The 22,233-nt window shown below is 41.2% G+C and carries 18 protein-coding genes; 12 read left to right on the top strand and 6 right to left on the bottom strand.

Annotated features, from left to right (window positions below; genetic code table 11):
* Positions 1-204: hypothetical protein (locus tag QZT73_RS05660; RefSeq protein WP_291787095.1), on the top strand; the 204-nt coding region annotated here is incomplete at its 5' end.
* Between the two features lie 190 nt (positions 205-394).
* The gene (locus tag QZT73_RS05655; RefSeq protein ID WP_291778641.1) at positions 395-730 is read left to right on the top strand and encodes a rhodanese-like domain-containing protein; all 336 of its coding nucleotides are present in this window, start codon (positions 395-397) and stop codon (positions 728-730) included.
* A gap of 496 nt (positions 731-1,226) precedes the next feature.
* Here QZT73_RS05655 and QZT73_RS05650 read toward each other — a convergent pair whose 3' ends face one another.
* The gene (locus QZT73_RS05650) at positions 1,227-3,641 is read right to left on the bottom strand and encodes a penicillin acylase family protein (RefSeq protein WP_291778638.1); all 2,415 of its coding nucleotides are present in this window, start codon (positions 3,639-3,641) and stop codon (positions 1,227-1,229) included.
* Positions 3,642-3,770: 129 nt separating this feature from the next.
* On the opposite strand from QZT73_RS05650, the gene QZT73_RS05645 reads away from it, so the two are divergent.
* On the top strand, positions 3,771-4,196 hold the full coding sequence (locus tag QZT73_RS05645) for a Dabb family protein (RefSeq protein WP_291787094.1): 426 nt from the start codon (positions 3,771-3,773) through the stop codon (positions 4,194-4,196).
* A 96-nt stretch (positions 4,197-4,292) separates the two neighbouring features.
* Here QZT73_RS05645 and QZT73_RS05640 read toward each other — a convergent pair whose 3' ends face one another.
* A complete protein-coding gene (locus QZT73_RS05640) occupies positions 4,293-4,703 on the bottom strand; it encodes a hypothetical protein (protein ID WP_291787093.1) in 411 nt (136 codons plus the stop codon).
* Positions 4,704-4,859: 156 nt separating this feature from the next.
* Here QZT73_RS05640 and QZT73_RS05635 point away from each other — a divergent pair, with 156 nt between their 5' ends.
* Positions 4,860-5,438, top strand: coding sequence for an alpha-ketoglutarate-dependent dioxygenase AlkB (locus QZT73_RS05635; protein WP_291787090.1), 579 nt, complete (start codon positions 4,860-4,862; stop codon positions 5,436-5,438).
* A 124-nt stretch (positions 5,439-5,562) separates the two neighbouring features.
* Here QZT73_RS05635 and msrB read toward each other — a convergent pair whose 3' ends face one another.
* Positions 5,563-6,663 (bottom strand): peptide-methionine (R)-S-oxide reductase MsrB, encoded by a 1,101-nt coding sequence (gene msrB / locus QZT73_RS05630; protein WP_291785345.1) that lies wholly within the window; start codon positions 6,661-6,663, stop codon positions 5,563-5,565.
* A gap of 218 nt (positions 6,664-6,881) precedes the next feature.
* Here msrB and QZT73_RS05625 point away from each other — a divergent pair, with 218 nt between their 5' ends.
* Positions 6,882-7,460 carry an outer membrane beta-barrel protein gene (locus tag QZT73_RS05625; RefSeq protein ID WP_291787087.1) on the top strand — a complete coding sequence of 193 codons (579 nt, stop codon included), beginning with the start codon at positions 6,882-6,884 and terminating at the stop codon, positions 7,458-7,460.
* 105 nt (positions 7,461-7,565) lie between these two features.
* Positions 7,566-10,262 (top strand): PQQ-dependent sugar dehydrogenase, encoded by a 2,697-nt coding sequence (locus QZT73_RS05620; protein WP_291787084.1) that lies wholly within the window; start codon positions 7,566-7,568, stop codon positions 10,260-10,262.
* A gap of 60 nt (positions 10,263-10,322) precedes the next feature.
* Here the strand turns inward: QZT73_RS05620 and QZT73_RS05615 are convergent, their stop codons facing one another.
* Entirely contained in the window at positions 10,323-11,186 is an 864-nt protein-coding gene (locus tag QZT73_RS05615) for a dienelactone hydrolase family protein (protein ID WP_291787082.1), read from the bottom strand.
* 242 nt (positions 11,187-11,428) lie between these two features.
* On the opposite strand from QZT73_RS05615, the gene QZT73_RS05610 reads away from it, so the two are divergent.
* Positions 11,429-14,143 carry a M14 metallopeptidase family protein gene (locus QZT73_RS05610; RefSeq protein ID WP_291779334.1) on the top strand — a complete coding sequence of 905 codons (2,715 nt, stop codon included), beginning with the start codon at positions 11,429-11,431 and terminating at the stop codon, positions 14,141-14,143.
* 94 nt (positions 14,144-14,237) lie between these two features.
* The gene (locus QZT73_RS05605; protein ID WP_291779322.1) at positions 14,238-15,674 is read left to right on the top strand and encodes a PhoPQ-activated pathogenicity-related family protein; all 1,437 of its coding nucleotides are present in this window, start codon (positions 14,238-14,240) and stop codon (positions 15,672-15,674) included.
* A gap of 204 nt (positions 15,675-15,878) precedes the next feature.
* Here QZT73_RS05605 and QZT73_RS05600 read toward each other — a convergent pair whose 3' ends face one another.
* A complete protein-coding gene (locus tag QZT73_RS05600) occupies positions 15,879-16,724 on the bottom strand; it encodes an OmpA family protein (protein WP_291787079.1) in 846 nt (281 codons plus the stop codon).
* A gap of 211 nt (positions 16,725-16,935) precedes the next feature.
* Here QZT73_RS05600 and QZT73_RS05595 point away from each other — a divergent pair, with 211 nt between their 5' ends.
* From QZT73_RS05595 to rfbB, 4 genes are all read left to right on the top strand, one after another.
* A complete protein-coding gene (locus tag QZT73_RS05595) occupies positions 16,936-17,973 on the top strand; it encodes an aldose epimerase family protein (protein WP_291787076.1) in 1,038 nt (345 codons plus the stop codon).
* Positions 17,974-18,121: 148 nt separating this feature from the next.
* Positions 18,122-19,288, top strand: a complete 1,167-nt coding sequence (locus QZT73_RS05590) for a glycosyltransferase family 4 protein (protein ID WP_291779718.1) — start codon at positions 18,122-18,124, stop codon at positions 19,286-19,288.
* A 59-nt stretch (positions 19,289-19,347) separates the two neighbouring features.
* A complete protein-coding gene (locus QZT73_RS05585) occupies positions 19,348-20,400 on the top strand; it encodes an NAD-dependent epimerase (protein ID WP_291779715.1) in 1,053 nt (350 codons plus the stop codon).
* A gap of 54 nt (positions 20,401-20,454) precedes the next feature.
* The gene (gene rfbB, locus QZT73_RS05580) at positions 20,455-21,510 is read left to right on the top strand and encodes a dTDP-glucose 4,6-dehydratase (protein ID WP_291779712.1); all 1,056 of its coding nucleotides are present in this window, start codon (positions 20,455-20,457) and stop codon (positions 21,508-21,510) included.
* A 62-nt stretch (positions 21,511-21,572) separates the two neighbouring features.
* Here rfbB and pyrE read toward each other — a convergent pair whose 3' ends face one another.
* On the bottom strand, positions 21,573-22,223 hold the full coding sequence (pyrE, locus tag QZT73_RS05575) for an orotate phosphoribosyltransferase (protein WP_291779709.1): 651 nt from the start codon (positions 22,221-22,223) through the stop codon (positions 21,573-21,575).
* Positions 22,224-22,233 lie beyond the last annotated feature (10 nt).

Raw genomic sequence — 22,233 nt, 5'->3', positions numbered from 1 at the left:
TTACTTTTTGGTTTTTTCATACAAGAGACATTCGATTTGTCTACTATCAATTATTTACCAAAATTGGGCATTCTTGAATTGAAAAAATTATATAATTCCAATATTTATTTTTATTTATCACATATTTTTTGGGTTGATTTTTTGAAACAAATCTGTTTTTTTTCTATGGGCTTTAAACGCATGGTTTTGAAGCATTTTTTGTAAGAAAAGTTTTCTAAAAAACTCGAATTGCGCCCGACTACTTTATCGAAAAAAAACGTCATAGGGAAATGGTTAATGTTCGATCCTAGACCATTGGCTTCATGCATCTTTGTTTCTTCTTACTATATGTGATCAAGGTTACTTTTTCTAATTCTCAACTGTTTTATTTTTGAAATATAAACCAATAAGAACCATGTTTAATTTCTTTAGAACAAAACCAAAAAACTATACAGACCTCTCCAATGAGGATTTCAAAAACGGCATGACAGCAAAAGATGCAGTTCTCATTGATGTGAGGACAGCTGGGGAATTTCAATCCGGAAAAATCAAAGGTGCCAGAAACATTGATATGATGGGGCCTGGATTTATGGGGCAGATCCAAAACCTGCCTAAAGATAAAAAGTATTACCTCTACTGCAGAAGTGGCAACAGAAGCGGGCAGGCTTGTGAAGTCATGGCAGATATGGGGTTTGAAAGTACGTTTAACCTCGCAGGCGGTATCATGAGCTGGCCTTATGAGGTAGTTTAAATTGAAGATTGATTGGGTTAAAGGGTGAAAACTCCATCGACAGATATGCTGTTCGGTGGAGCTTTTTTTTGGATACTTCCGTTCAATTTCAGTTGGGTCTTTCAGACCTGTAATGAGGGGTATGCGATCCATTCCTGGGATTTTATCCCGGATTGATACAGTCCGAGCCCTTTAGGCCTGGTTCTTTTCCCTTATCAGCACTTTATGGATCAGAAAGCTGGATCTCTTTGATTGTAGAATTTTGCCCCTTTAATTAATTCCCTTGTGCCCTGAGCCATTGCTTGGAATAGGATTTGTGTACTATTTATTTACGGATACGGTTCAAGCAAGGCCAGAAGGGCCATCCTTTCACAACCCAGACTAGGACCAAGCGTAAAAAAACAGTCCATTGGACCCCCGAGCTTTCGGGGTAGCTTGGGGCCAGGTTGCAGGGTAGGCGGAAACCCCAGAGGCTTGAAGGGCCAATCCTTGATTTCCTACGTATTGCTCATCAAAATCACTTGGGTACTAAAATCAATCTTCCAACCCCCATTTTTTCTACTTTATCTTTACCAAATGGCACAGTGAAAAACCTATCATTGGCCCATAACTCAAAAAGATGCTTGTAAAACGGACTTTCCGGATCACCGGACTGGCCCGGGGTATTGATACCCATGGTCCTTTCCCAGTCGCCTGTGTCTACTACAATCCTGAAAGAAGCTCCAGAAGTGTTGTTGTCCCCATAAGCATTGGCAGCAGGGGTAAAACTATAGCCTCCTCTTGGAAGGGGTCCTGCATCCAGTTTTTCCCTCCATTCCTCAGACAGGGCCAAACTCAGTGGATGCCGAATAGAGGCATGCTTGTAATCCTCCTGTCCATATTGCCAGTTATTTGGGTTAAGCCCCAACTTCTTTTCCAATTCATCAACTGCTTCTTTAAAGCAAGCCAGTATCCATTGATTCCTGGCACTTTCCGGGGCTTCTGTGAATAATTTTTCAGGTTTTTCCACCCATTCCAGGATTCTTGTCATTTGGATGGCTCCTACATAGGGCAGTGCCACATCAGGAACCGCCATATTTTTTCCATTCTCCCTTAGTTTTCTCTCCCACATAACATAAATCCCGGCAGGAATAGACTGGCTTTCCAGTCTATAATCCCATCCTTCCAGGAATTTGATCGCGTTCTTGTATTTATCTTCCTCAAAATTCAGATTCAACAAGTAGGGCACCAGTTTTCTCGCAGGAAGGGAGAGGTAGTCATTTTGAAGGGCTCCCATCTCTTCCATGGTGAATTTCCGCCCTTCGGATAAAACTTCCCTTATACGGTCACCTCTAAAAGCATCTGCCCATTCATAGCCTATGGTATGCTGTAATGAATAGTCTTCTGGAGTGACATTTTCATTGGCTGTAACAAAAAAGCCAGCTGCTGGATTGGTGATGTTTGGGCGTTCTTTGATGGCTTGGTAGCCTTCCCAATCCATACTGCCATCACCCAAAGAGGCTACCAAGCCGGAATGGCTGGTTCTGATGGGGTTGATACCTGTGGACTGCCATCCTATATTTCCTTCTTTATCAGCCCAAACCATATTTTCAGCAGGAATATGGTTGAAGCTGCATGCCTCTCGAAATTCCTCCCAGGTCTTAGACTGGTCCATCCGCAAACTCGCTAAATAAGGTGCTCCTCCAGGTTCCATCCAAGCACATTCTACAGCAACCGCTTTGTTCAGTTCTTGGTCAATGAAGGTCACTGGGCCATGGACGGTGTAATAATGCTTCACAATTTCATCGGCACGTCCTTTCACTTTGATGGTATCCTGAATAATACGCATATCCTGCCAATTTCCCTTGTAAAAATATTGTGTAGGTTTTTGCGGATGGATGTCATATACCCTTAAGTCTTCATTATCTGTCTCAAAAATGGTCAAACCCCAGGCACCGTATTCGTTATGCCCGATAGAAATACCCGGAATCACAGGTTCTCCCGCACCTACTACATTCCATCCAGGGGCATGTAAACCTACCCAATAGCGCAGGGAAGGAATGGCATGGAGCCGGTGTGGGTCATTGGCCATGATTGGATAACCACTTTCGGTAAATTCACCTGAAATTACCCAGTTGTTACTCCCAATATTGAATTTTTCCATTTTCAAGGCTTCTTCCTGTTCTTGCAGATATTCCTGATATTCGCTTAGAAAGCTTAAATTTTGGTTACGGTATTCTGGCAGCACATCTTCTGGCTGGAATGCAAAACCTGCTCTGAAAGCATTGTAAGGGGCCAAAATATCTTTGAAAAGCAGCTCTTGGGGTATAGCTGCTGGAATTTCAAGATGAGGTTCATTAGGATGGAAATATAAAAAAGATTTGGCTTTTTCAGCTCCAATTTGACTGACTACCCTGCTGTACAGGAGTTCATCCTGCACATTTTGGAGGAGACCCTGATGCCTGGATATGACTGTTTCCCATGTCCAAAATCCAGGTAAAATATCCAGCATTTTGAATTCAATAGGTAGGTTTTCGGGTTGCATCCTTACTTCCTGGATATAGGCATTGACCCCTGCCACAAAAGAATCTACGATTTCAACACCCCTGGGGTGATAATGCTGTAGTTCCTGTTCCTTATTTCCACGAAATTGGAACAGCCGAACCCCTTTATCTCTTTCAAGTTCCCTATCACCTAAAATTTCAGCCAGGGTTCCTGCTGCCCTTCTTCTCCAAATTTCAAACTGGAACAAGCGGTCTTTAGCTGCAAGATAGCCTTGGCTGAAGAAAAGATCCTGCTCATTTTGGGCAAAAATATGGTTGATACCATTTTGATCTCTGGTGACTTCAACTTTCTCCATCAAGCCACTGATTGTCAATGTTTGCTCTTGCGCTAAGCAAAGGCCTGTTAAGCTGATAGAAACAAGAAACAGGACTGCGTTCTTAATTTTCATGAGGTATGTGTTTACTGTATAATCCAATAAGTTTTGTAAAAATCTGTATTTTCCTATTCAATATTGGATAAACGGTAAATTCAAATCTATTTTATTTTGCAATTTTGAATAAATTAAACCTTGTAACCTATGAAAAAAATGATGTTTGCCACGTTTTTGGTAATCTTTGCTGCATTGGCATGCCAATCTCCCCAAAAGGAAGTAGTGATAGAAAAAACTGTAGAAAAGAAAATCAGCAATATGGACCCTTTATTAAGACATGTTGTGCTCTTTAAATTCAAGGATGAATCTTCTGAAGAGGATGTTGAGAAAGTAAAGGATGCTTTTATGGCTTTAAAATCAAAAATCTCGGAGATTGAAGATGTAGAATGGGGTACCAATAACAGTCCTGAGGGATTGGATCAAGGGTTTACCCATTGCTTTTTTGTCAGTTTTAAATCTGAAGAAGATCGTGATATTTATCTTCCTCACCCGGAACATAAGGCTTTTGTAGAGGTATTGGGACCTCATTTGGATAAGGTCTTGGTCGTGGATTATTGGGCTAAAAAAGATTAAAAAATTATTAGTGTTTTTGGGTATTGGAGGTAAAATTCAAACCATTTATCCAAAAACACTAAGTTTATTGGTCAATTTTCAAAAGCAATCTAAGGTCTAATCCCTATTTACAGGTAATTCTCTGTTGTCATCAGAATCTCTTTCTCCGATTTCTATGACTTCTATGACAATATAACTGGAAGCACCTCGCCAAGGGAGGGGGTTGAGGTATTCCTTATACCTTAATTCCACAAATTTTCCACCTGCTCTTTCCAATTGCTTGGCGACTTCTTCTCCCTGGGCACTGAACCGAAATTCATTGCTTTGCAGTGCTCCTGCTGAGGGACTTTGGAAGCCTTCCTGGACAATTCTTCCTTCCCAGGTTTTAAAAACATAGCCTTTCTTTTCGAAATAGTTTAAATTACCTCCTTTGATACCTTCGCTAAAAACAAAAAAGTACCGCCAATAAACAACAGCAGCAAGGATCAGGACCAAGACAAATAGACTGATTTTTACATATTTATTCATAAGAAATAGGACTGGGTTAAGAAAAGTTTATTCGATCGTTTTTTGTTAATCAATTTCCTATAATTCTGGCAATTAAACAAGAAGGCCTCTTGAATTCTTTTAACTCTGGATCTATTTTCAGGTTATATATCAATGCATATGTTTGAAGATAAAAAAATGAATATTTTGCCGGAAAAAGGAGAAGTGTATTATTATCCTTCTTTTTTTTCTGTTGAGCTATGTGATGATTTTTATGAAAAATTAGTCAATAAAATTCAATGGAAACAAGAACCAATCTGGATGTTTGGCAAAAAAGTCATGCAACCCAGATTGACAGCCCTGTACGGTAATCCATCCGTCGCATATGGCTATTCCGGAATTAAAATGCAGCCCTATCCATGGACTGACTTTCTGTTGCAGATCAAGGAAGCAATCGAACAGGTAGCTGACACGGATTTCACCCATGTTCTGCTAAACTATTACCGGGATGGAAAAGACAGCATGGGCTGGCACCGGGACAACGAACCAGAACTTGGCAAAAACCCAGTTATTGGATCGGTGAGTTTTGGATATCCCAGGAGATTTCAATTTAGGCTTTATAATGATAAGAGTAAGAAAAAAGAGTTACTCTTGGAGCATGGCTCTTTTTTGTTGATGAGGGGAGAAACCCAGCATTATTGGGAACACCAGATTCCCAAAAGTCAAAAAGTCCAGGGGGCCCGGATCAATCTGACGTTTCGGAAGATTTTAAAATAAATCTGGAAAAAAACTTAGACGGCGAATGGAATTTTATTGAAGTACCTTCAAGATTCTAATGCACCTTCCTTATCGGTAAACCATTAAATTTCTGATGTCTAAGTATTAGGGTTTAAACAATTTTTCAATCCAACAGCCATAGCCAGTTTCCATAGCCTTCATTTTCCATATCCTTTTTGGAAATAAACCGCATGGCTGCAGAATTCATACAATAGCGCAGGTTGGTTGGGTTGGGACCATCATTGAAAACATGTCCCAAGTGTGAATCTCCAAGCTTGCTTCTCACTTCTACCCTGGTCATTCCAAAAGAGACATCAGTAGGTTTATCGATCAGCCTGGCATCTATGGGCTTGGTGAAGCTAGGCCATCCGGAATAAGACTCATATTTGTCTTTTGAAGAAAACAGTGGAGCACCGGAAACAATACAGACATAGATGCCCTCTTCCTTATTGTCATTGTAGGTATTGGCAAAAGCCCGTTCAGTAGCTTCATGCATGGTCACATCGTATTGCAGCTTGGTCAACCTTTTTTTCAGTTCGGCATCTGATGGTTTTTTGTATTTTTCCTCCAAACTCACAGGCCAATGCTTGGCGATGAAGGCATCCCTTCCTGACCCCCTTCTATAGGCATAGTATTCAGAGGGGTTTTTGAGGTAATAATCCTGATGGTAATCCTCGGCGGGGTAGAAATTACTGTATTTGATAACTGGGGTAACTATGGGTTTATCAAAAATCCCGGCCTCGTCCAATCTTGTAATGGCTGCTTCAGCCTCCTTTTTTTGTACATTATCATGATAAAATACTGCTGAAGTGTACTGTAATCCCCGGTCATAAAATGAGCCCCCTTCATCGGTGGGGTCAAACTGTTGCCAAAAGATATCCAATAATTCACTGTAGGAGATTACATCTGGATCAAAAGTAATCTGAACGGATTCTCTATGTCCGGTTTTCCCATTGGCGACATCCTCATATTTCGGGTTTTTTTCTTTGCCTCCGGCATAGCCGGAAATTACAGCAATGACCCCATCAATACCTTCAAACGGAGCCTCAATGCACCAAAAGCATCCACCTGCAAAAGTTGCAATGGCTTTCCTGCCATTATAGTCCTCAGGATTGGAGTAGGTTTGTTTTCCTTTATGCTTTTCTTCTGTTTTGGAACATCCACTATGGGCAAGACTAAATAGTGGAATAAGGGCTAAAATAAAGATTTTTTTAACTGTTTTCATGTGCTAATTACTGGTTGTTTATGAATGGGCACAATTTTGGATATTGATTATGCCAAGTTATTACAAATTTTAGTTCTTTGTTGAATTGATTTGCGTAGGCAAAACCTACCACTGAATCAACCGCAATTTGTGTAATGGTGTTTGGAATAAAATCAAAGAATCCATTCCAGGTAAAATATTTATTGTTATCGAGTCTATTGTCATAAATTCAATCACTTATGAAAACGATTTTGAAGCCATTCCTGTTCACTTTGTCATTGATGTTTTTCAGCATTACGGTTTTCCCACAATCAGGAGGGGGATTTGGAATAAAGGGAGGTCTAAATTACAACTCCAATGGGAAGTACTTCCAAGATGCGGAAGCCGTTTGGGGGGATCCATTGAATAATCTGGGCTATCATCTTGGACTTTTCGGTAAAATTAATGCAGGTCCAGTCTTTTTAAGGCCAGAATTGTATTACACGCATTTGGAATCAGAGATCAATAGTACAGTCCTGAAAACACAGAGATTGGATGCACCAGTCCTGATCGGGCTTAACCTTTTTGGTTCTCTGGTGTCTGTTTTTGCTGGCCCTTCCTTTCATTATTATTTGCAAGATGGCCTTAGAAATTATGATTTTGATGAATTTAATTCGGGATACCAATTTGGTGTTGGCCTTAATCTGGGCAAGTTTGGTCTTGACCTCCGATATGAAAGGATATTAAATGGGCAGACTATTACAATAGATAATGTATTTACCGGTCAGGGGGATTTTAAGTTCCAGCAGCTGATGCTAGGTTTATCCATCAAATTCTAAAGCATAAGTTATTACAATTCAAATAAATCCCCTTACCGTATGGGGATTTTTTAATTTAGGATCTGGTATTTTTTATTAAATTGGAAAGTTTCAATCCTATTAACCATGAAAATTAATTTATTATCAATCCTTGCTTTGGGGATTTTACTGATTGCTTGTAAAAAAGAAACTGAGAGATTTGTAAATGAGAAGCCTGAAGAGACAAGGTTCACCAAAGTCACCTTAATTGAGCGTTTGGATGAACCCATGGAACTGGAAGTGCTCAGAGATGGCAAAATCCTTTTTATCGAACGTAAAGGAAAGATCAGGTTGCTGGAACCTGAATCCGGAATAGTGAAAGAGGTAGGCTTTTTACCCGTTTACTATGAAGCTGAAGATGGCTTATTAGGTCTTGCCAAAGACCCCGATTTTTACAATAACCAATGGATTTATCTGTATTATTCCCCGGAAGGGGAAGAAAGCATCAACAGGCTTTCCAGGTTTACGCTTGTAGATGAGATCATGGATATGGCTTCAGAAAAAGTGATGCTGGAAATACCTCAGTTCCGTGGATGTTGTCACAGTGGGGGATCTATTGAATTTGATAGTCAGGGAAACTTGTACCTCTCATTGGGAGATGACACTACTCCTTTTGAATCCGATAATTTCAATCCCATTGACGAAAGGCCCGGAAGGCCTGAGAATGTGGATGCGCAGAGAAGTTCTTCCAATTCCAAGGACCTGCGAGGTGCCATATTACGGATTACTCCTCAAGAAGACGGCACATACACCATTCCCGAAGGGAATTTATTTCCGGAAGGTACTGCCGACACAAGGCCAGAAATATATGTTATGGGAAACAGGAATCCATTTAGAATTTCAGTTGACCCAAAGAATGGGTACTTGTATTGGGGAGAAGTTGGACCTGACGCTCAATTTGATAGTTTGGGTCGGGGGCCCCGCGGATATGATGAGGTCAATCAGGCCAAAGAGGCTGGCTTCTTTGGTTGGCCTTATTTTGTGGGAGACAATAAGGCTTATTGGTATTACGATTTTGAAAAACAGGAAAGTACATCTCAATTCGACCCCCAAGCGCCTGTCAATTATTCCCCGAATAACACTGGCATCAAGATATTACCACCAGCCCAAGAAGCCATGATTTGGTACCCTTATGCTGATTCTGAAGACTTTCCAATGTTGGGCTCTGGAGGGCGTAATGCCATGGCCGGACCGGTATACTACCATGATCTCTTTCCTTTCAGCGAAGTGAAATTTCCCAAATATTACAGCGGTAAACTTTTTATTTATGACTGGATGCGGAACTGGATTTTCACAGTCAGTTTCGATGAAAACGGAGATTATGCGGGTATAGAAGAGTTTTTACCGGAGACCCGGTTTAAGAAAATAATTGATATGCAATTTGGCCCTGATGGGTCCCTTTACACGCTGGAATACGGGACTTATTGGAGTGCACAGAACGATGATTCGGGTATTTATAAAATTGAATTTAACCCAGGAAACAGGCAGCCAATAGCCAAAGCTCAGGCTTCGAAAAACCAAGGGGCGGTTCCTTTACAGGTCGCATTTAACAGTGAAGGTAGCTTGGATTTTGACGGGGATAATTTAGAATTTGAGTGGGATTTTTATGGGGATGGCGTATACATTTCCAAAGAGGCCAACCCTGTTTTCAATTTCGAAAGGCCCGGGACGTTCAATACTATTCTTACAGTAAGAGATCCAGAAGGCTTGAATAGTCAGGCGGTTCTTCCCATCACCGTGGGGAACGAGCCTCCGGTTATCCGGTTTGATTGGGAAGGGAACAAAAGTTTTTATTGGGGTAAACCCACCAAGTCTTATCGGGTCATGGTTGAGGACTTGGAGGATGGTAGTTTGGACAATGCTGGGATTGCTGCAAAAGATGTGTTGGTTACTTGGGATTTTTTGAAAGAAGGTTTTGATAAAGTTTTATCTTCTGAAGGGCATCAACAAACAGAAAGTACTACACAGTTATTAGGGCAAAACTTGACTGTAAAAAGCGGTTGCAACGCCTGCCATGGCGAAGAAAATGCCTCGGTAGGTCCAAGTTATAAAGAAGTAGCTTTGGAATATGAAACTGATCCCAATGCATCCGATTTGCTTTTGCAAAAAGTAACGCTTGGCGGCGGAGGTGTTTGGGGTGAAAGGTTGATGCCTTCCCATGCACATTTGCCGGAATCAGATATTGTATTGATGGTGGACTATATCCTTTCCTTGTCACCCAATGCTGCACTTCATCAAAAAAACAGATTGGAAATTGAGGGAGAATTAAAGCTGGATCAACATAAGGATCAGGGGACATACATTTTGACGGCGAGTTATAGAGATAAGGGGGCCAATGGGATAGCTCCTATACTTAGGCGGGAAGAGTTGGTCCTGAGACATCCTTTGGTCCTTGCAGCCGATGCGGATTATTTTGAAGGAACAGCCAAGGCTAATTTCAGGGACTCCAGGTTGGTTAAGTTTACGGAAAATGAGTCTTACATAGGCCTTGATTCAATTGATTTAACACAGATTGAAAACCTTATCCTTTCCATTGACCCCAATAGAAGAACGGGTTGGTTGGAAGTAAGGCTAGGAAGTCCTCAAGGTCTTATGGTTGGGAGGACCCAATTGCTCAGCAATGAATTAAGGCCAAAAAATGCTCAGGGGAAGTGGTTTGACATAAAAATACCGCTAGAACCTACGAAGCAAAAAGACAATATTTACCTGGTTTTTCAGACAGAGACAGGCGTGGATATATGGAATTCCTTCCTTCTGAATACCATTTACTTTGATGGAAAATAATACCAAAAAAGCAGCTGGAAAATAGAAATCCAGCTGCTTTTTTTTAAAAGTATAAAAATTTTACCTGAATTTTTTTTGCAGGTAGCTAAGCGCCATGCCATAAGCCTCCTTGGTGGCTTCCTTATCGTGTCTGGCATTAGAAGGATTGGCAAAGCCATGTACCGCATCAAAAATTTTATAATTCAGCTCTTTGCCTGCAGCTTCCATGGCAAGGGCAAATTCTTCAATTACGGTTTTGGAAATGTATTCTTCAGTGGCAAACAGTCCCAATACATCTGAATTTAAGTAAATCAATTGGTCTACTTCTCTGATAGGCATACCGTAATATATGATAGAACCTACATTTTGATGGCCAAGGAGCAGGGCTGATTTAAGAGACCATGCACCGCCAAAGCACCAACCTACATTGGCAATTTTAGCCTCCGGGCCAGCAAAGCTTTTTGCTGCCAAAACGATATTTTCTAATCTTTTTTCATTGGTACCTCTCATAAATGTACCTGCTTCTTGGGGATTTGAGGTAACTTTTCCATCATACATGTCCAGGGCAAGCACATTGACTTTTCCTCCGAGATCATTGTAGAACTTTTCTGCCTCCTCTTTGATGTTATCGTTTAAGCCCCACCATTCCTGATACACAAACAACCATTGGATGGAAGGTTCCTTTGCTTTGATTAAATAGCCTGCTGCATCTTTTCCATCGGCTGCGGGGAAAGAAACCATTGTACCCATTGCCTCAAAATCAAATTCCCGAGGTGCAGGATGAAAGGCAATAAATTGAGGATCATCCAGGAAAGCAATCATTTCGGAAGGGCCTGTATGGCAAATGGTGATTTCTTCGCCACTTTTTGTAGGCATGTCATGGGCAAAATAATACCCTAAGAAACTGAACAGAATAATAGAAATGTATAAACTGATTTTTAACATGGTGTTTTTATTTGGATGAACAAAAAGGAAATGTTATTGTTGGCTTGATTTTTAGCCTTTAAGCTTTTCAATTTCAATTGTTTGAAATAGTCATATGGATCATAGACTGTCTCTCAATCAAAATTAAGAATTTTAAAACTGCTAATAAATACCAGTCAACCCTTTTAATTCCCGATGGTGTCGGAATTTTTGGTCAGATCAACAGACTCTGTTAAATTGAGTTCATGAAAAATGATGTTATGATGAAAAAATTTTATCTATTGTTGCTCTGTTTGGGATGGTTATCACTGTCCTTTTTACATGCACAGCAAATACCCAGTCCAAAATCGCATTTTGGATTTGAAATAGGGGATGATTATAAGTTGTTCAATTACACTGCATTTGAGGAATACATCAAAAAAGTAGCAGCAGCTTCAGATCGTGCGCAACTATTTGAAATTGGTCCCACTGAAGAGGGGAGGCAAATGCCCATGTTGGTTATTAGTTCTCCTGAAAATTTAGGTAAGCTTGAGCGATACAAGGAAATTTCCCAAAAGCTGGGAAGGGCAGAAGTTAGTGAAGAAGAAGCCCTGCGCTTAGTTGCAGAGGGAAAACCTGTGGTTTGGATAGATGGAGGTTTACATTCTACAGAGACGGTAGGCTCCCATCAGCTTGTTCCTACCATTTATGACCTACTTACAAGAACAGATGATGAAAATATGCGCATACTGAATGATGTAATCATTTTGGTGGTGCATACCAATCCAGATGGCCATGAAATTGTATCCAATTGGTACATGGGACCTGAGGATGTGACCAAAAGAGACATGAGAATTCCTTACATGTACCATAAGTATGTTGGACATGACAATAACAGGGATTTCTTCATGAATAATATGAAGGAGACCACCAATATTTCCATGCAGCAATACGTAGAATGGTTACCACAGGTTATTTTTAACCACCACCAGACTTCACCTGCTGGAACTGTAGTGGCTGGACCTCCTTATAGAGATCCTTTTAACCACGTCTTTGATCCACTGATCATGACCAGTTTGGATGGTGTTGGAGCTGCTATGATCAACAGGCTGAATCTGGAAGGCAAGCCCGGGTACACCCGTCTCGGGGGTTCTGTTTTTTCTTCTTGGTGGAATGGAGGCCTTAGGACCACACCTTATTTCCATAATATGATCGGTATTCTGACAGAAACCACCGGAGGACCTACGCCTTCGGAGATTCCATTGGTTCCTGAGCGTCTTATACCTACCCATGCCACGCCTTATCCAATAGAACCTCAGCCCTGGAATTTCAAAAAGTCCATTGACTATTCTGTTTCTATGAATTATGCTGTATTGGATTATGCCAGCAGGAATGGCGATGCTCTCTTGCATAATATTTACAAAATGGGCAAGAACAGTATAGATAGAGGGAATATGGATTACTGGACCAAATACCCCAAGCGTTCTGCGGCTGTACAGGCAGCTTTTGATGCAGCAAAAGAAAAAGCTGCTCCTGATGATCCTGAAATGGCATATTATGGTATGCGCAGGGGATTGCCTGTGCAGTACTTTGGGGAAATATTTGAAGATCCTGAACTGCGGGATCCAAGAGGATTTATCCTTTCGGCCGACCAAGCTGATTTTCCAACAGCGGTACGCTTTATCAATGCCCTGATCAAATCAGGAATCCAAGTTCATAAAGCAAGCAGCAGTTTTACCGTAAATGGCAAGCAATATCCTGCCGGTTCCTATGTGGTAAAAACAGCACAGGCTTTTCGTCCGCACGTTTTGGATATGTTTGAACCGCAGGATCATCCTAATGATTTTGAGTATCCCGGTGGACCTCCAAAAAGACCTTATGATGCCGCTGGCTGGACTTTGGCTTTCCAGATGGGTGTTGATTTCGACAGAATTATGGATGGATTTGATGGTCCTTTTGAGGCATTGCCTTATGGAGAGATAGAAGAATTTCAGGCACAGGCCCTACCAAGAGGTTCAGGTTTCTTGATAGATGCCAGAGGAAACAATGCCTTTATGGCAGTCAATGATCTCTTGAAGTCAGGGGCCAATGTTTACAGAACAGTATCTCCAGCCTCTGGTCTTCCGGCAGGCAGTTTCCATGTTTCCGGCTCCAGAGCTATTTTGGAAAAAGCTGCCCAGGAATATGGGGTGAAAATGATAGTGTCATCCAGACCATCCGATGCAGTAAGGATCAAACCTGCCAGGGTGGCCCTTTTTGACCATTATGGGGGGTCTATGCCATCCGGTTGGGTAAGATGGATGCTGGAACAATACCATTTCCCCTTCCAATTGGTCTACCCTCAGGACATAGACAATGGCAACCTGATTACCAAGTATGATGTAATATTGTTTATAGGTCCTGGAGCTCCCGGAACTGTCAGAAGTTGGGGAGGATTACCCAAAGCAGAGGAAGTGGATGCCCAATATCATAAATTGTTGGGAGAATTGACCAAAGAAAAGTCAGTTCCGGAATTGAAGAAATTCATGGAATCCGGAGGAAATGTAGTGGCTGTTGGCGCCAGTACCTCTTTGGCCTTTGATTTGGGCTTACCGGTCACCAATGCACTTACAGAGAAGCTTCCCGATGGAAGAGAGCGTTCATTGACAGGTGCCAAATATTATATTCCTGGCAGTATTCTAAGGGCCAATTTGGATACCAGTCATCCTGCCAATTGGGGTATGGGAGATGCTGCCAATATGGTATTCAATAACAGTCCGGTATTCAACCTTGCTCCTGATGGATTGCTGAAGGGCGTTAAACCACTGGCCTGGTTTGGTACAGAATCGCCTTTGGTCTCTGGCTGGGCATGGGGAGAGTCTTACCTCAGAAATGGCATTGTGGCTTTTGAAGCGCCGGTAGGAAAAGGTAAACTCTATGCTTTTGGTCCTGAGGTGACATTTAGGGCACAGGCTCACAATACCTTTAAATTGTTGTTTAATCAGCTGTATACCGATTGATGTTAAATTTCTTACATGCAAAGGGCATAATTTTAAAAATTTGCCCTTTGTTTTTTTATATTTTGTTTCAGTTTATCCTAAATAATCGAAATTTATGAAAAATCTAAAAGGCGGTTACCATCTGATTTTATCCTTGATTTTGATAGGGATATGGTCATGTCAGCCCCAACCTGCGACCGAAGAAGCAGAGGAGTTCCGTTCTTCATCCCTTTTGAAGGATTATGTACATGCAGCAGATCCTGATTTCAGCTACGAATTGGTTTATTCCTTAGAAGAGGAGGATTATGATTACCATGTAATCAGGATGGTGTCCCAGAACTGGCTCAGTAAAAATATAGTCGACCAAACGGAATGGTGGCATTGGATCTCGATGGTGGTCCCCAAGGAGTTGCCATTCGAAACTGGGATGATGTGGATAGGAGGGGGAAGTAAAAACTCCAAGATGCCTGAGCTTCCTGAACCTTTGATATTGGAAGCCGCGATGAGGACCAATTCTATTGTTGCCCAAATCCACAATGTACCCTTTCAGCCCTTGGTTTTTGAAAATGACACCTTTGGGGAGCGTTATGAGGACGCCATAATCGCTTATGGCTGGAGAAAGTTCTTGGAGGGAGGCGCCAAGGATGAAGATGCCATTTGGCTGGCTAGGTTCCCAATGACCAAGGCAGTCAAATTGGCCATGGATGTAGTTTCCGAGGTGGCTTCAGAGCAGCATGAAAAGGTATTGGATAAATTTGTGGTCGCCGGAGCCTCCAAAAGGGGCTGGACCACCTGGACTACTGCAGCTGTGGATGACAGGGTAGTGGCCATAGCACCCGTAGTCATCGACTTATTGAACATAGTTCCTTCTTTTCAGCACCACTGGCGCAATTATGGATTCTGGGCACCAGCCGTAGATAATTATGTGCAGGAAGGCATTATGGATTGGCAGGGAAGTAAAGAATATGACCGGTTATTGGAACTGACGGAGCCCTTTTCCTTTTTGGAAGCGTACGATATGCCCAAATTGCTAATCAATGCAGCAGGAGACCAATTTTTTCTACCTGATAGTTGGAAGTTTTATTGGGATGAGCTCAAAGGGGAAAAGCATATCCAATATGTCCCTAATTTTGGACATGATCTAAGTGAATCTGATGCAATTCCCAATTTAATTGCATTCTATGCCTCTATATTGAATGAGACACCCCGCCCAAGCTATGATTGGAAAATAGAAGATGATAGCATCATCATTACGACTGATCCCAACCAAAAACCCGCATCAATCAAACTTTGGTCGGCGAACAATGAAGAAAGCCGTGATTTTAGAATAGATGTTTTGGGAGAAAAATGGAATTCCACGGAAATACTTGTCAATGAAAGTGGGCGCTATGAGGTTAAACTTCTGGAACCTGAAAAAGGATATACTGGATATTTTGTGGAAATAACCTATCCTGGTGAGGCGCCGATCAAGGTAACAACTGGGGTGGAAGTGTTACCAAAAGCTTACCCTTTTGAGCCCTTTCAATCCGAATCTCCCAAAGGGAGTTTTTAAACCCGAAAGCAGGAATTTCTGAAATGTCACTTTGCTTATAGCATTTTACTGCATACACAGGAATAAGCTGTATCAAAATCTATGAATAGGATAAAAAATCCCCTCCTGAAACTTTGGAGGGGATTTGGTCAAATAAAATTAAACGAATAATGAAAAAGTTTTTCCGACAATGGATTTGTGGTAGTTATCAATTGTTGGATTATACTATTCTATCATGGCAAAGAATTTGTCCAGGTCAGGGATAATCACTATACGGGTTCTCCTGTTTTTAGCCATATTCTCTGCACTGTCATTATCCACCAAGGGTACATAGCTTGACCTTCCTGCTGCAATAAGTTTATCAGGGGACACACTGTACTTTTTCTCCAAAATCCTGACAATAGAAGTGGCTCTTTTCACACTCAGGTCCCAATTGTCCTGCAATACACCTGTCTGTATGCTTCTTGGATCTGTATGGCCTTCGATCATTACCTCAACAGATGGCTCCGCATTGATAACATCAGCCAATTTTTTCAATAGTCCATCAGCATTTCTTGAAACCTGATAAGACCCGGTATTGAACAATAACCTATCAGATACATTGATCATGACTACAGTTTTGTCCACGCTGATACTGATATCTTCGTCCTGCTCTGTAGATCCATCAGAAATGGATTTCTTTAAGTTATAGGAAATGGCAAGGTTTACTGAATCTTCCATTGTTTTTGCATTTGCCAATTCTTCGGGATTGACTTTTGCCAAAGTAGCATTCAGTTTCTGTTTGGTATTGGTAGACATGGGAGTTTTCCCATCCAGACTGAACATGGCATCGTTTTCAGTTCTCAGGGAATTGATACGGGCATTGTATTCATCCACCCGGGCCTGAATTCTTCCCATTCTGTCTTCCAGTATTTGTTTTTCAGCCTCTACAGCTTCTTTTTCACTTCTTGTTTCGGCCAAAGTAGCTTCAGTGCGGAACAAGTCATTTTGCAGTTCAACGTATTTCTTTTTAGAAACACAGGATACGGTCAGTGTAGCTATAGCTACAAAAAAAAGAATAAGTTTTTTCATAACGTTTGATTTTTAAAGCTCAAAACCAAAAATAAAGCCATGAAAAAATAAGCTATCGAAAAGTTCTTAAAAATGGCGGAAAATTCAGGTATTTAGTCTTAAATTACCTGAAAAACAAGAAACTATGAAGCGTATACCCTGTTTTATTTTGATAATTATTCTATTACAATTTATATCTTGTCAAAATAAAGACAAGAAAATTACAGAGCAAATGGAATTCGAAATTGACGTACGTGCCATTGAAAAAGATGGCAATGAAGCCAAAGTTTACCTTTTAAAAAACGGGAATGGCATGGAGGTAGAAATATTGAGCTATGGTGCTATTCTTTCCCGGATTGTGGTTCCCGATAGGGAAGGTAAAAAAGAAAACATCCTTCTTACTTATGAAAGTCCAGAAGGATTTTTTACAGATAGGTACTTTTTTGGAGCTACAGCAGGGCGTTATGCCAATAGGATAGCAAATGGTAAATTTGAACTGGATGGGGTAGCATATCAACTTGCCACCAATAATGGGGAGAACCACCTTCATGGAGGCGTAGAGGGTTTTAACAGGAAGTTTTGGGAATCTGAAGTACTTGAATTGGATGATGCGATAGGTGTAAAAATGAGTTATTTTAGCGAAGATGGGGAAGAAGGATATCCGGGAAACCTATCCACTACAATTTCCTTTGTTTTGCATGCCGATAATTCACTTTCCATCACGATGGAGGCTGAAACTGACCAAAGCACAATCGTCAACCTAACCCATCATGGCTATTTCAATTTGAGTGGGATGAAGGAAAACATTTTAGGTCATGAGCTGCAGATTTTTGCTGATCATTATACCCCCGTTGGAGCAGGGTTAATTCCTACGGGTGAGCTTGCACCTGTTGAAGGAACACCCTTTGATTTTAGAAAAGCCATGACTGTAGGTTCTAGGATAGCGGCTACAGGTGGAGGATATGACCATAATTATGTCATCAAAAAAATCCATGATAGGGATCTGACAAAAATGGCCGAATTATCTCATGCAGGTACAGGTCGGAGAATGCTACTTCATTCCGATAAACCCGGTGTACAGTTTTATTCTGGAAATTTCCTTGATGGCAAGCAGGTCACGCAAGGGGTGGCTTATACTAAAAACTATGGACTTTGTCTTGAACCGCAATTCTTTCCGGACTCTCCGAACCAGCCACAATTTCCTTCAGCAAGATTGGATCCAGGGGACAAATACCGTCACAGGATTGTATATGCGTTTGAGGTCTTTTAAAGTAAAAGCATGGCACTGAAATTGCATAGTTGTCCTCTTGAGCTTTGATTTTATTTTGGTAAAAATTATTAGACATAATTTTTACCAAATCTTCATTCCAAAAAGCAATAAAAACGTAACTTTAGCTTTTTATAATTCATAAAACTGCATGCCTAAACTTATCCGAATTACCACTGTACCGCTATCGCTCAAACTTTTATTGGCAGGACAGATGAAGTTTATGAAGCAAGCAGGCTGGGAGGTATTGATGGTGAGTGCTGACGGCCGGGAGATTCATGAAGTGGTTAAGAGAGAAGGGGTTCCGCACCATATCATTCCCTTTACCAGAAAGATCACACCTTTTAAAGATTTACATTGTCTTTGGTTACTCTACCGGCTATTTAGAAAAGAAAAACCTGATGTGGTCCATTCTCATACACCTAAAGCAGGCCTTTTGGCTATGATTGCTGCTAAACTGGCCGGAGTAAAAATAAGGATTCACACTGTGGCAGGTATGCCTTACATGGCAGCAGAGAAAGGGAAGAGAAAATTGCTGGTATGGATGGAGAAGCTAACCTACAAATGGGCAACTGAAGTTTGGCCAAACTCCCATTCCCTCAAAGAATTTATTTTGAGAGAAAAACTTGTGCATCCCGGTAAACTTAGGATAATTGGTTTAGGATCATCTAACGGGGTTGATCTGGAAAAATTCAATAGGGGAGCACTTGCCGAAAACCATTTGGTGGCTGCTACCATGAGGATTGCACCTTCAGAGAATGACTACCTCATTTTAGCCGTTGGCCGATTGGTTAAAGACAAGGGAATAGAGGAGTTGGTGGAAGCTTTTTTGGATTCCAAAGTTTCAAAATACGGGAAATTGGTTCTTTTGGGTAGTTTTGAACAAGGGCTAAATCCCTTAGCTGACGGGATTATACGGAAGATTCAAGATCACCCCAGGATTGTGCAGATTGAGTGGACAGACCATGTAGCACATTACCTTGCAATGGCAGATGTGCTAGTTCATCCTTCCCATCGAGAGGGTTTTCCCAATGTGCTGCTTGAGGCAGGTGCGATGCAGGTACCCATTATATGTTCTGATATCATTGGCAATGTGGATGTAGTTACCAATAAAAAAACCGGTCTGGTTTTTCCCGTAAAAAAGACCGATGTACTTAAGGATGCTTTAGAGTTTGCCTTTATCAAAAGGGAATACATGCAGGGTCTTGCAGATAACCTTTACAAGGAAGTTTTAGAAAAATATCAAAGACCCAAAATCCATGAGATGATTTTGGAAAACTATGAACGTTTAATGTCCAAGGAGATAGAAAGTGTTTAGCAAAGGATTACAAATAAACAATTGAAAAGCCATAATTTTTAAAAAAGATAAACATTCACATGAAATATTTAATTACAGGAACTGCCGGATTTATTGGATTTCACCTGTCCAACAAATTGCTGGAAAGGGGAGATACGGTGATTGGTATTGACAATATCAATGATTATTATGATGTAAACCTGAAGTATGGGAGACTGGTGGAATCGGGCATTGCTAAAGAAAAGGTAGCAACCCATACCAAGGTACAATCGGATAAATATCAGGGCTACTCTTTTATTAAAGCTGATCTGAGTGAAAAAGATTTTTTGATGGAATTGTTCCGTGAGGAAAAATTTGACGTGGTGGTCAATCTTGCTGCACAGGCGGGTGTAAGGTACTCTTTGATCAATCCGGATGCATATATTGACGCCAATATTACAGGCTTTCTAAATATTCTGGAAGCATGTAGGGCTTTTCCTGTAAAGCACCTCGTCTATGCATCTTCGAGCTCTGTTTACGGGGCCAATACGAAAATGCCTTTTTCCACTTCTGATAATGTTGACCACCCGCTCAGCCTGTATGCGGCCTCTAAAAAGGCGAATGAACTTATGGCTCATACCTATAGCCATCTTTTTGGTGTTCCCTCTACCGGTTTGCGGTTCTTTACCGTTTATGGTCCTTGGGGAAGGCCGGACATGGCCCTTTTCCTCTTTATTGAAGCCATGAAAAAAGGGGAACCCATTCAGGTGTTCAATCATGGTAAGATGAAAAGGGATTTCACCTATGTTGGAGATATAGTAGAAGGTATTGTTCGTGTGGCTGACAGACCTCCACAAGGCAATGGTGACTGGAAGGGTGATTCACCTGATCCAGGAAGTTCCTATGCGCCTTACAAGGTTTACAATATCGGTAATTCCAATCCTGTAGAGTTGATGGATTATATCGGGGCTTTGGAAGATGCTTTGGGGATAGTAGCGGAGAAAAATATGCTTCCTTTACAACCTGGTGATGTTCCTGCTACCTATGCAGATGTAAGCGATCTGATGCGCGACACAGGTTATAAGCCTGATACTCCGGTAGCTGAAGGAGTGGCCAAGTTTGTCGCTTGGTACAATGCCCATTATTCTAAATGATAGTTTAGCACTGCAAAAAAAATCTACCTAAACAGCGTTTAATTCATGAATGATATGCAAAAAAGTATTTTAATTACCGGAGGAGCGGGTTTTATCGGAAGTCATGTAGTAAAACTTTTTGTGGAGAAATACCCCCATTACCGGATAATCAATCTGGATTGTCTGACCTATGCTGGCAATTTGGAAAACCTTAAAGAAATAGAAGGAGCCCCAAATTACGCTTTTGAGAAGGTCAATATTTTGGATGAAGCTGCTTTGAAGGATGTTTTCAACAAACATAAAATTACAGATGTCATTCATCTTGCAGCTGAATCACATGTCGACAGGTCGATCACGGATCCATTGGCATTTGTCAAAACCAATATTATCGGCACGGTTAACCTGATGAATACTGCTAAGTCCTTTTGGGAGCAATATGAAAATCACCTTTTTTACCACATTTCAACTGACGAAGTATACGGTTCGCTGGATGATGGGGGATTTTTTCTGGAGACAACACCATATGACCCACAGTCGCCCTATTCAGCATCCAAAGCTTCATCAGACCATTTTGTAAGGGCCTATGCCAATACGTATAAGTTGAAGACAGTGATCAGCAACTGTTCTAATAATTATGGGCCCAACCAATTTCCGGAGAAACTCATTCCTTTGTGTATTCATAATATTAAAAACAATAAACCTTTGCCGGTTTATGGCAAGGGAGAGAATATCCGGGATTGGCTTTATGTGGTGGACCATGCCAGGGCCATAGATGTCGTTTTTCATGAGGGGAAAGCAGGGGAGACATACAATATTGGAGGCTTTAATGAGTGGAAAAACATTGACATTGTCAGATTACTCTGTCAAAAAATGGATGAAAAGTTGGGAAGAACAGCAGGCAGTTCTGCACAATTGATCACTTTTGTGAAAGATAGGGCAGGTCATGACTTGCGTTATGCCATCGATGCCAGTAAGATTCAGAAAGAGCTTGGATGGGAGCCCAGTTTACAATTTGAAGAAGGGATTTCAAAAACCATTGATTGGTACCTCGAAAATGAGCAATGGCTGGGTAATGTGACTTCGGGTAATTATCAAAAGTACTACGAATCCTTATATGCTAATCGTGGGTAGGATGTAAAGCAAGCAGGATATTCGGGCGGAGAATATTTTCAAAACCCGAATACCCTAGTTTACTATCTGTATCCTTTCCAGCTTTCCGGCGATTTTCTCCATTCCACCAGAGATGCCAAGGTTTGGTCATCTATGTAATCATCTGCAAGAGCTTGGGGTAACATGGAAGCATAATCGCTTAAGCATATTAATTTTACTTTGGCTTCATTAAAGTTGTTTTTGGCCACATCAAAACCATAAGTAAAAATGCTGACCATTCCCAATACATCAAAACCGGCATTTTTTAAATCCTGAACAGCTTTAAGCGAACTGCCTCCTGTGGAAACCAAATCTTCCACAACGACTATTTTCTGCCCGGGACTTACCTTTCCTTCTATCATATTCCCCATTCCATGTTCTTTGGGTTTGGACCTTACATAAAGAAAAGGAAGGTTCATGCTGTCAGCGATAAGCGCTCCTTGGGGAATCCCGGCAGTAGCTACTCCAGCAATGCCCGCTACATCTTTAAAATTAGCATTTATGGCTTTCACCAGGTTTTCCTTGATGAACGACCTGACCTCTGGATACGAGAGGGAGAGCCTATTGTCACAATAAATGGGAGATTTCCATCCAGAAGCCCAGGTAAAAGGGTTTTCAGGTTGTAGTCTGATAGCTTCAATTTGAAGTAGTTTTGCAGCAACTTGTGCCGCAATTTTGGTATCGAATAAATCCATGGTTCAAAAA

The organism is Cecembia sp. (genome assembly GCF_007126775.1).
GTDB lineage: Bacteria > Bacteroidota > Bacteroidia > Cytophagales > Cyclobacteriaceae > Cecembia.
This window is presented reverse-complemented; position numbering and strand designations above follow the sequence as displayed.

What these genes read in the sequence shown, in the direction of transcription:
- QZT73_RS05655 (WP_291778641.1), top strand. Translation starts at nt 395, where the DNA reads ATGTTTAATTTCTTTAGAACAAAACCAAAAAACTATACAGACCTCTCC.
- QZT73_RS05650 (WP_291778638.1), bottom strand. Translation starts at nt 3,641, where the DNA reads ATGAAAATTAAGAACGCAGTCCTGTTTCTTGTTTCTATCAGCTTAACA.
- QZT73_RS05645 (WP_291787094.1), top strand. Translation starts at nt 3,771, where the DNA reads ATGAAAAAAATGATGTTTGCCACGTTTTTGGTAATCTTTGCTGCATTG.
- QZT73_RS05640 (WP_291787093.1), bottom strand. Translation starts at nt 4,703, where the DNA reads ATGAATAAATATGTAAAAATCAGTCTATTTGTCTTGGTCCTGATCCTT.
- QZT73_RS05635 (WP_291787090.1), top strand. Translation starts at nt 4,860, where the DNA reads ATGAATATTTTGCCGGAAAAAGGAGAAGTGTATTATTATCCTTCTTTT.
- msrB (WP_291785345.1), bottom strand. Translation starts at nt 6,663, where the DNA reads ATGAAAACAGTTAAAAAAATCTTTATTTTAGCCCTTATTCCACTATTT.
- QZT73_RS05625 (WP_291787087.1), top strand. Translation starts at nt 6,882, where the DNA reads ATGAAAACGATTTTGAAGCCATTCCTGTTCACTTTGTCATTGATGTTT.
- QZT73_RS05620 (WP_291787084.1), top strand. Translation starts at nt 7,566, where the DNA reads ATGAAAATTAATTTATTATCAATCCTTGCTTTGGGGATTTTACTGATT.
- QZT73_RS05615 (WP_291787082.1), bottom strand. Translation starts at nt 11,186, where the DNA reads ATGTTAAAAATCAGTTTATACATTTCTATTATTCTGTTCAGTTTCTTA.
- QZT73_RS05610 (WP_291779334.1), top strand. Translation starts at nt 11,429, where the DNA reads ATGAAAAAATTTTATCTATTGTTGCTCTGTTTGGGATGGTTATCACTG.
- QZT73_RS05605 (WP_291779322.1), top strand. Translation starts at nt 14,238, where the DNA reads ATGAAAAATCTAAAAGGCGGTTACCATCTGATTTTATCCTTGATTTTG.
- QZT73_RS05600 (WP_291787079.1), bottom strand. Translation starts at nt 16,724, where the DNA reads ATGAAAAAACTTATTCTTTTTTTTGTAGCTATAGCTACACTGACCGTA.
- QZT73_RS05595 (WP_291787076.1), top strand. Translation starts at nt 16,936, where the DNA reads ATGGAATTCGAAATTGACGTACGTGCCATTGAAAAAGATGGCAATGAA.
- QZT73_RS05590 (WP_291779718.1), top strand. Translation starts at nt 18,122, where the DNA reads ATGCCTAAACTTATCCGAATTACCACTGTACCGCTATCGCTCAAACTT.
- QZT73_RS05585 (WP_291779715.1), top strand. Translation starts at nt 19,348, where the DNA reads ATGAAATATTTAATTACAGGAACTGCCGGATTTATTGGATTTCACCTG.
- rfbB (WP_291779712.1), top strand. Translation starts at nt 20,455, where the DNA reads ATGCAAAAAAGTATTTTAATTACCGGAGGAGCGGGTTTTATCGGAAGT.
- pyrE (WP_291779709.1), bottom strand. Translation starts at nt 22,223, where the DNA reads ATGGATTTATTCGATACCAAAATTGCGGCACAAGTTGCTGCAAAACTA.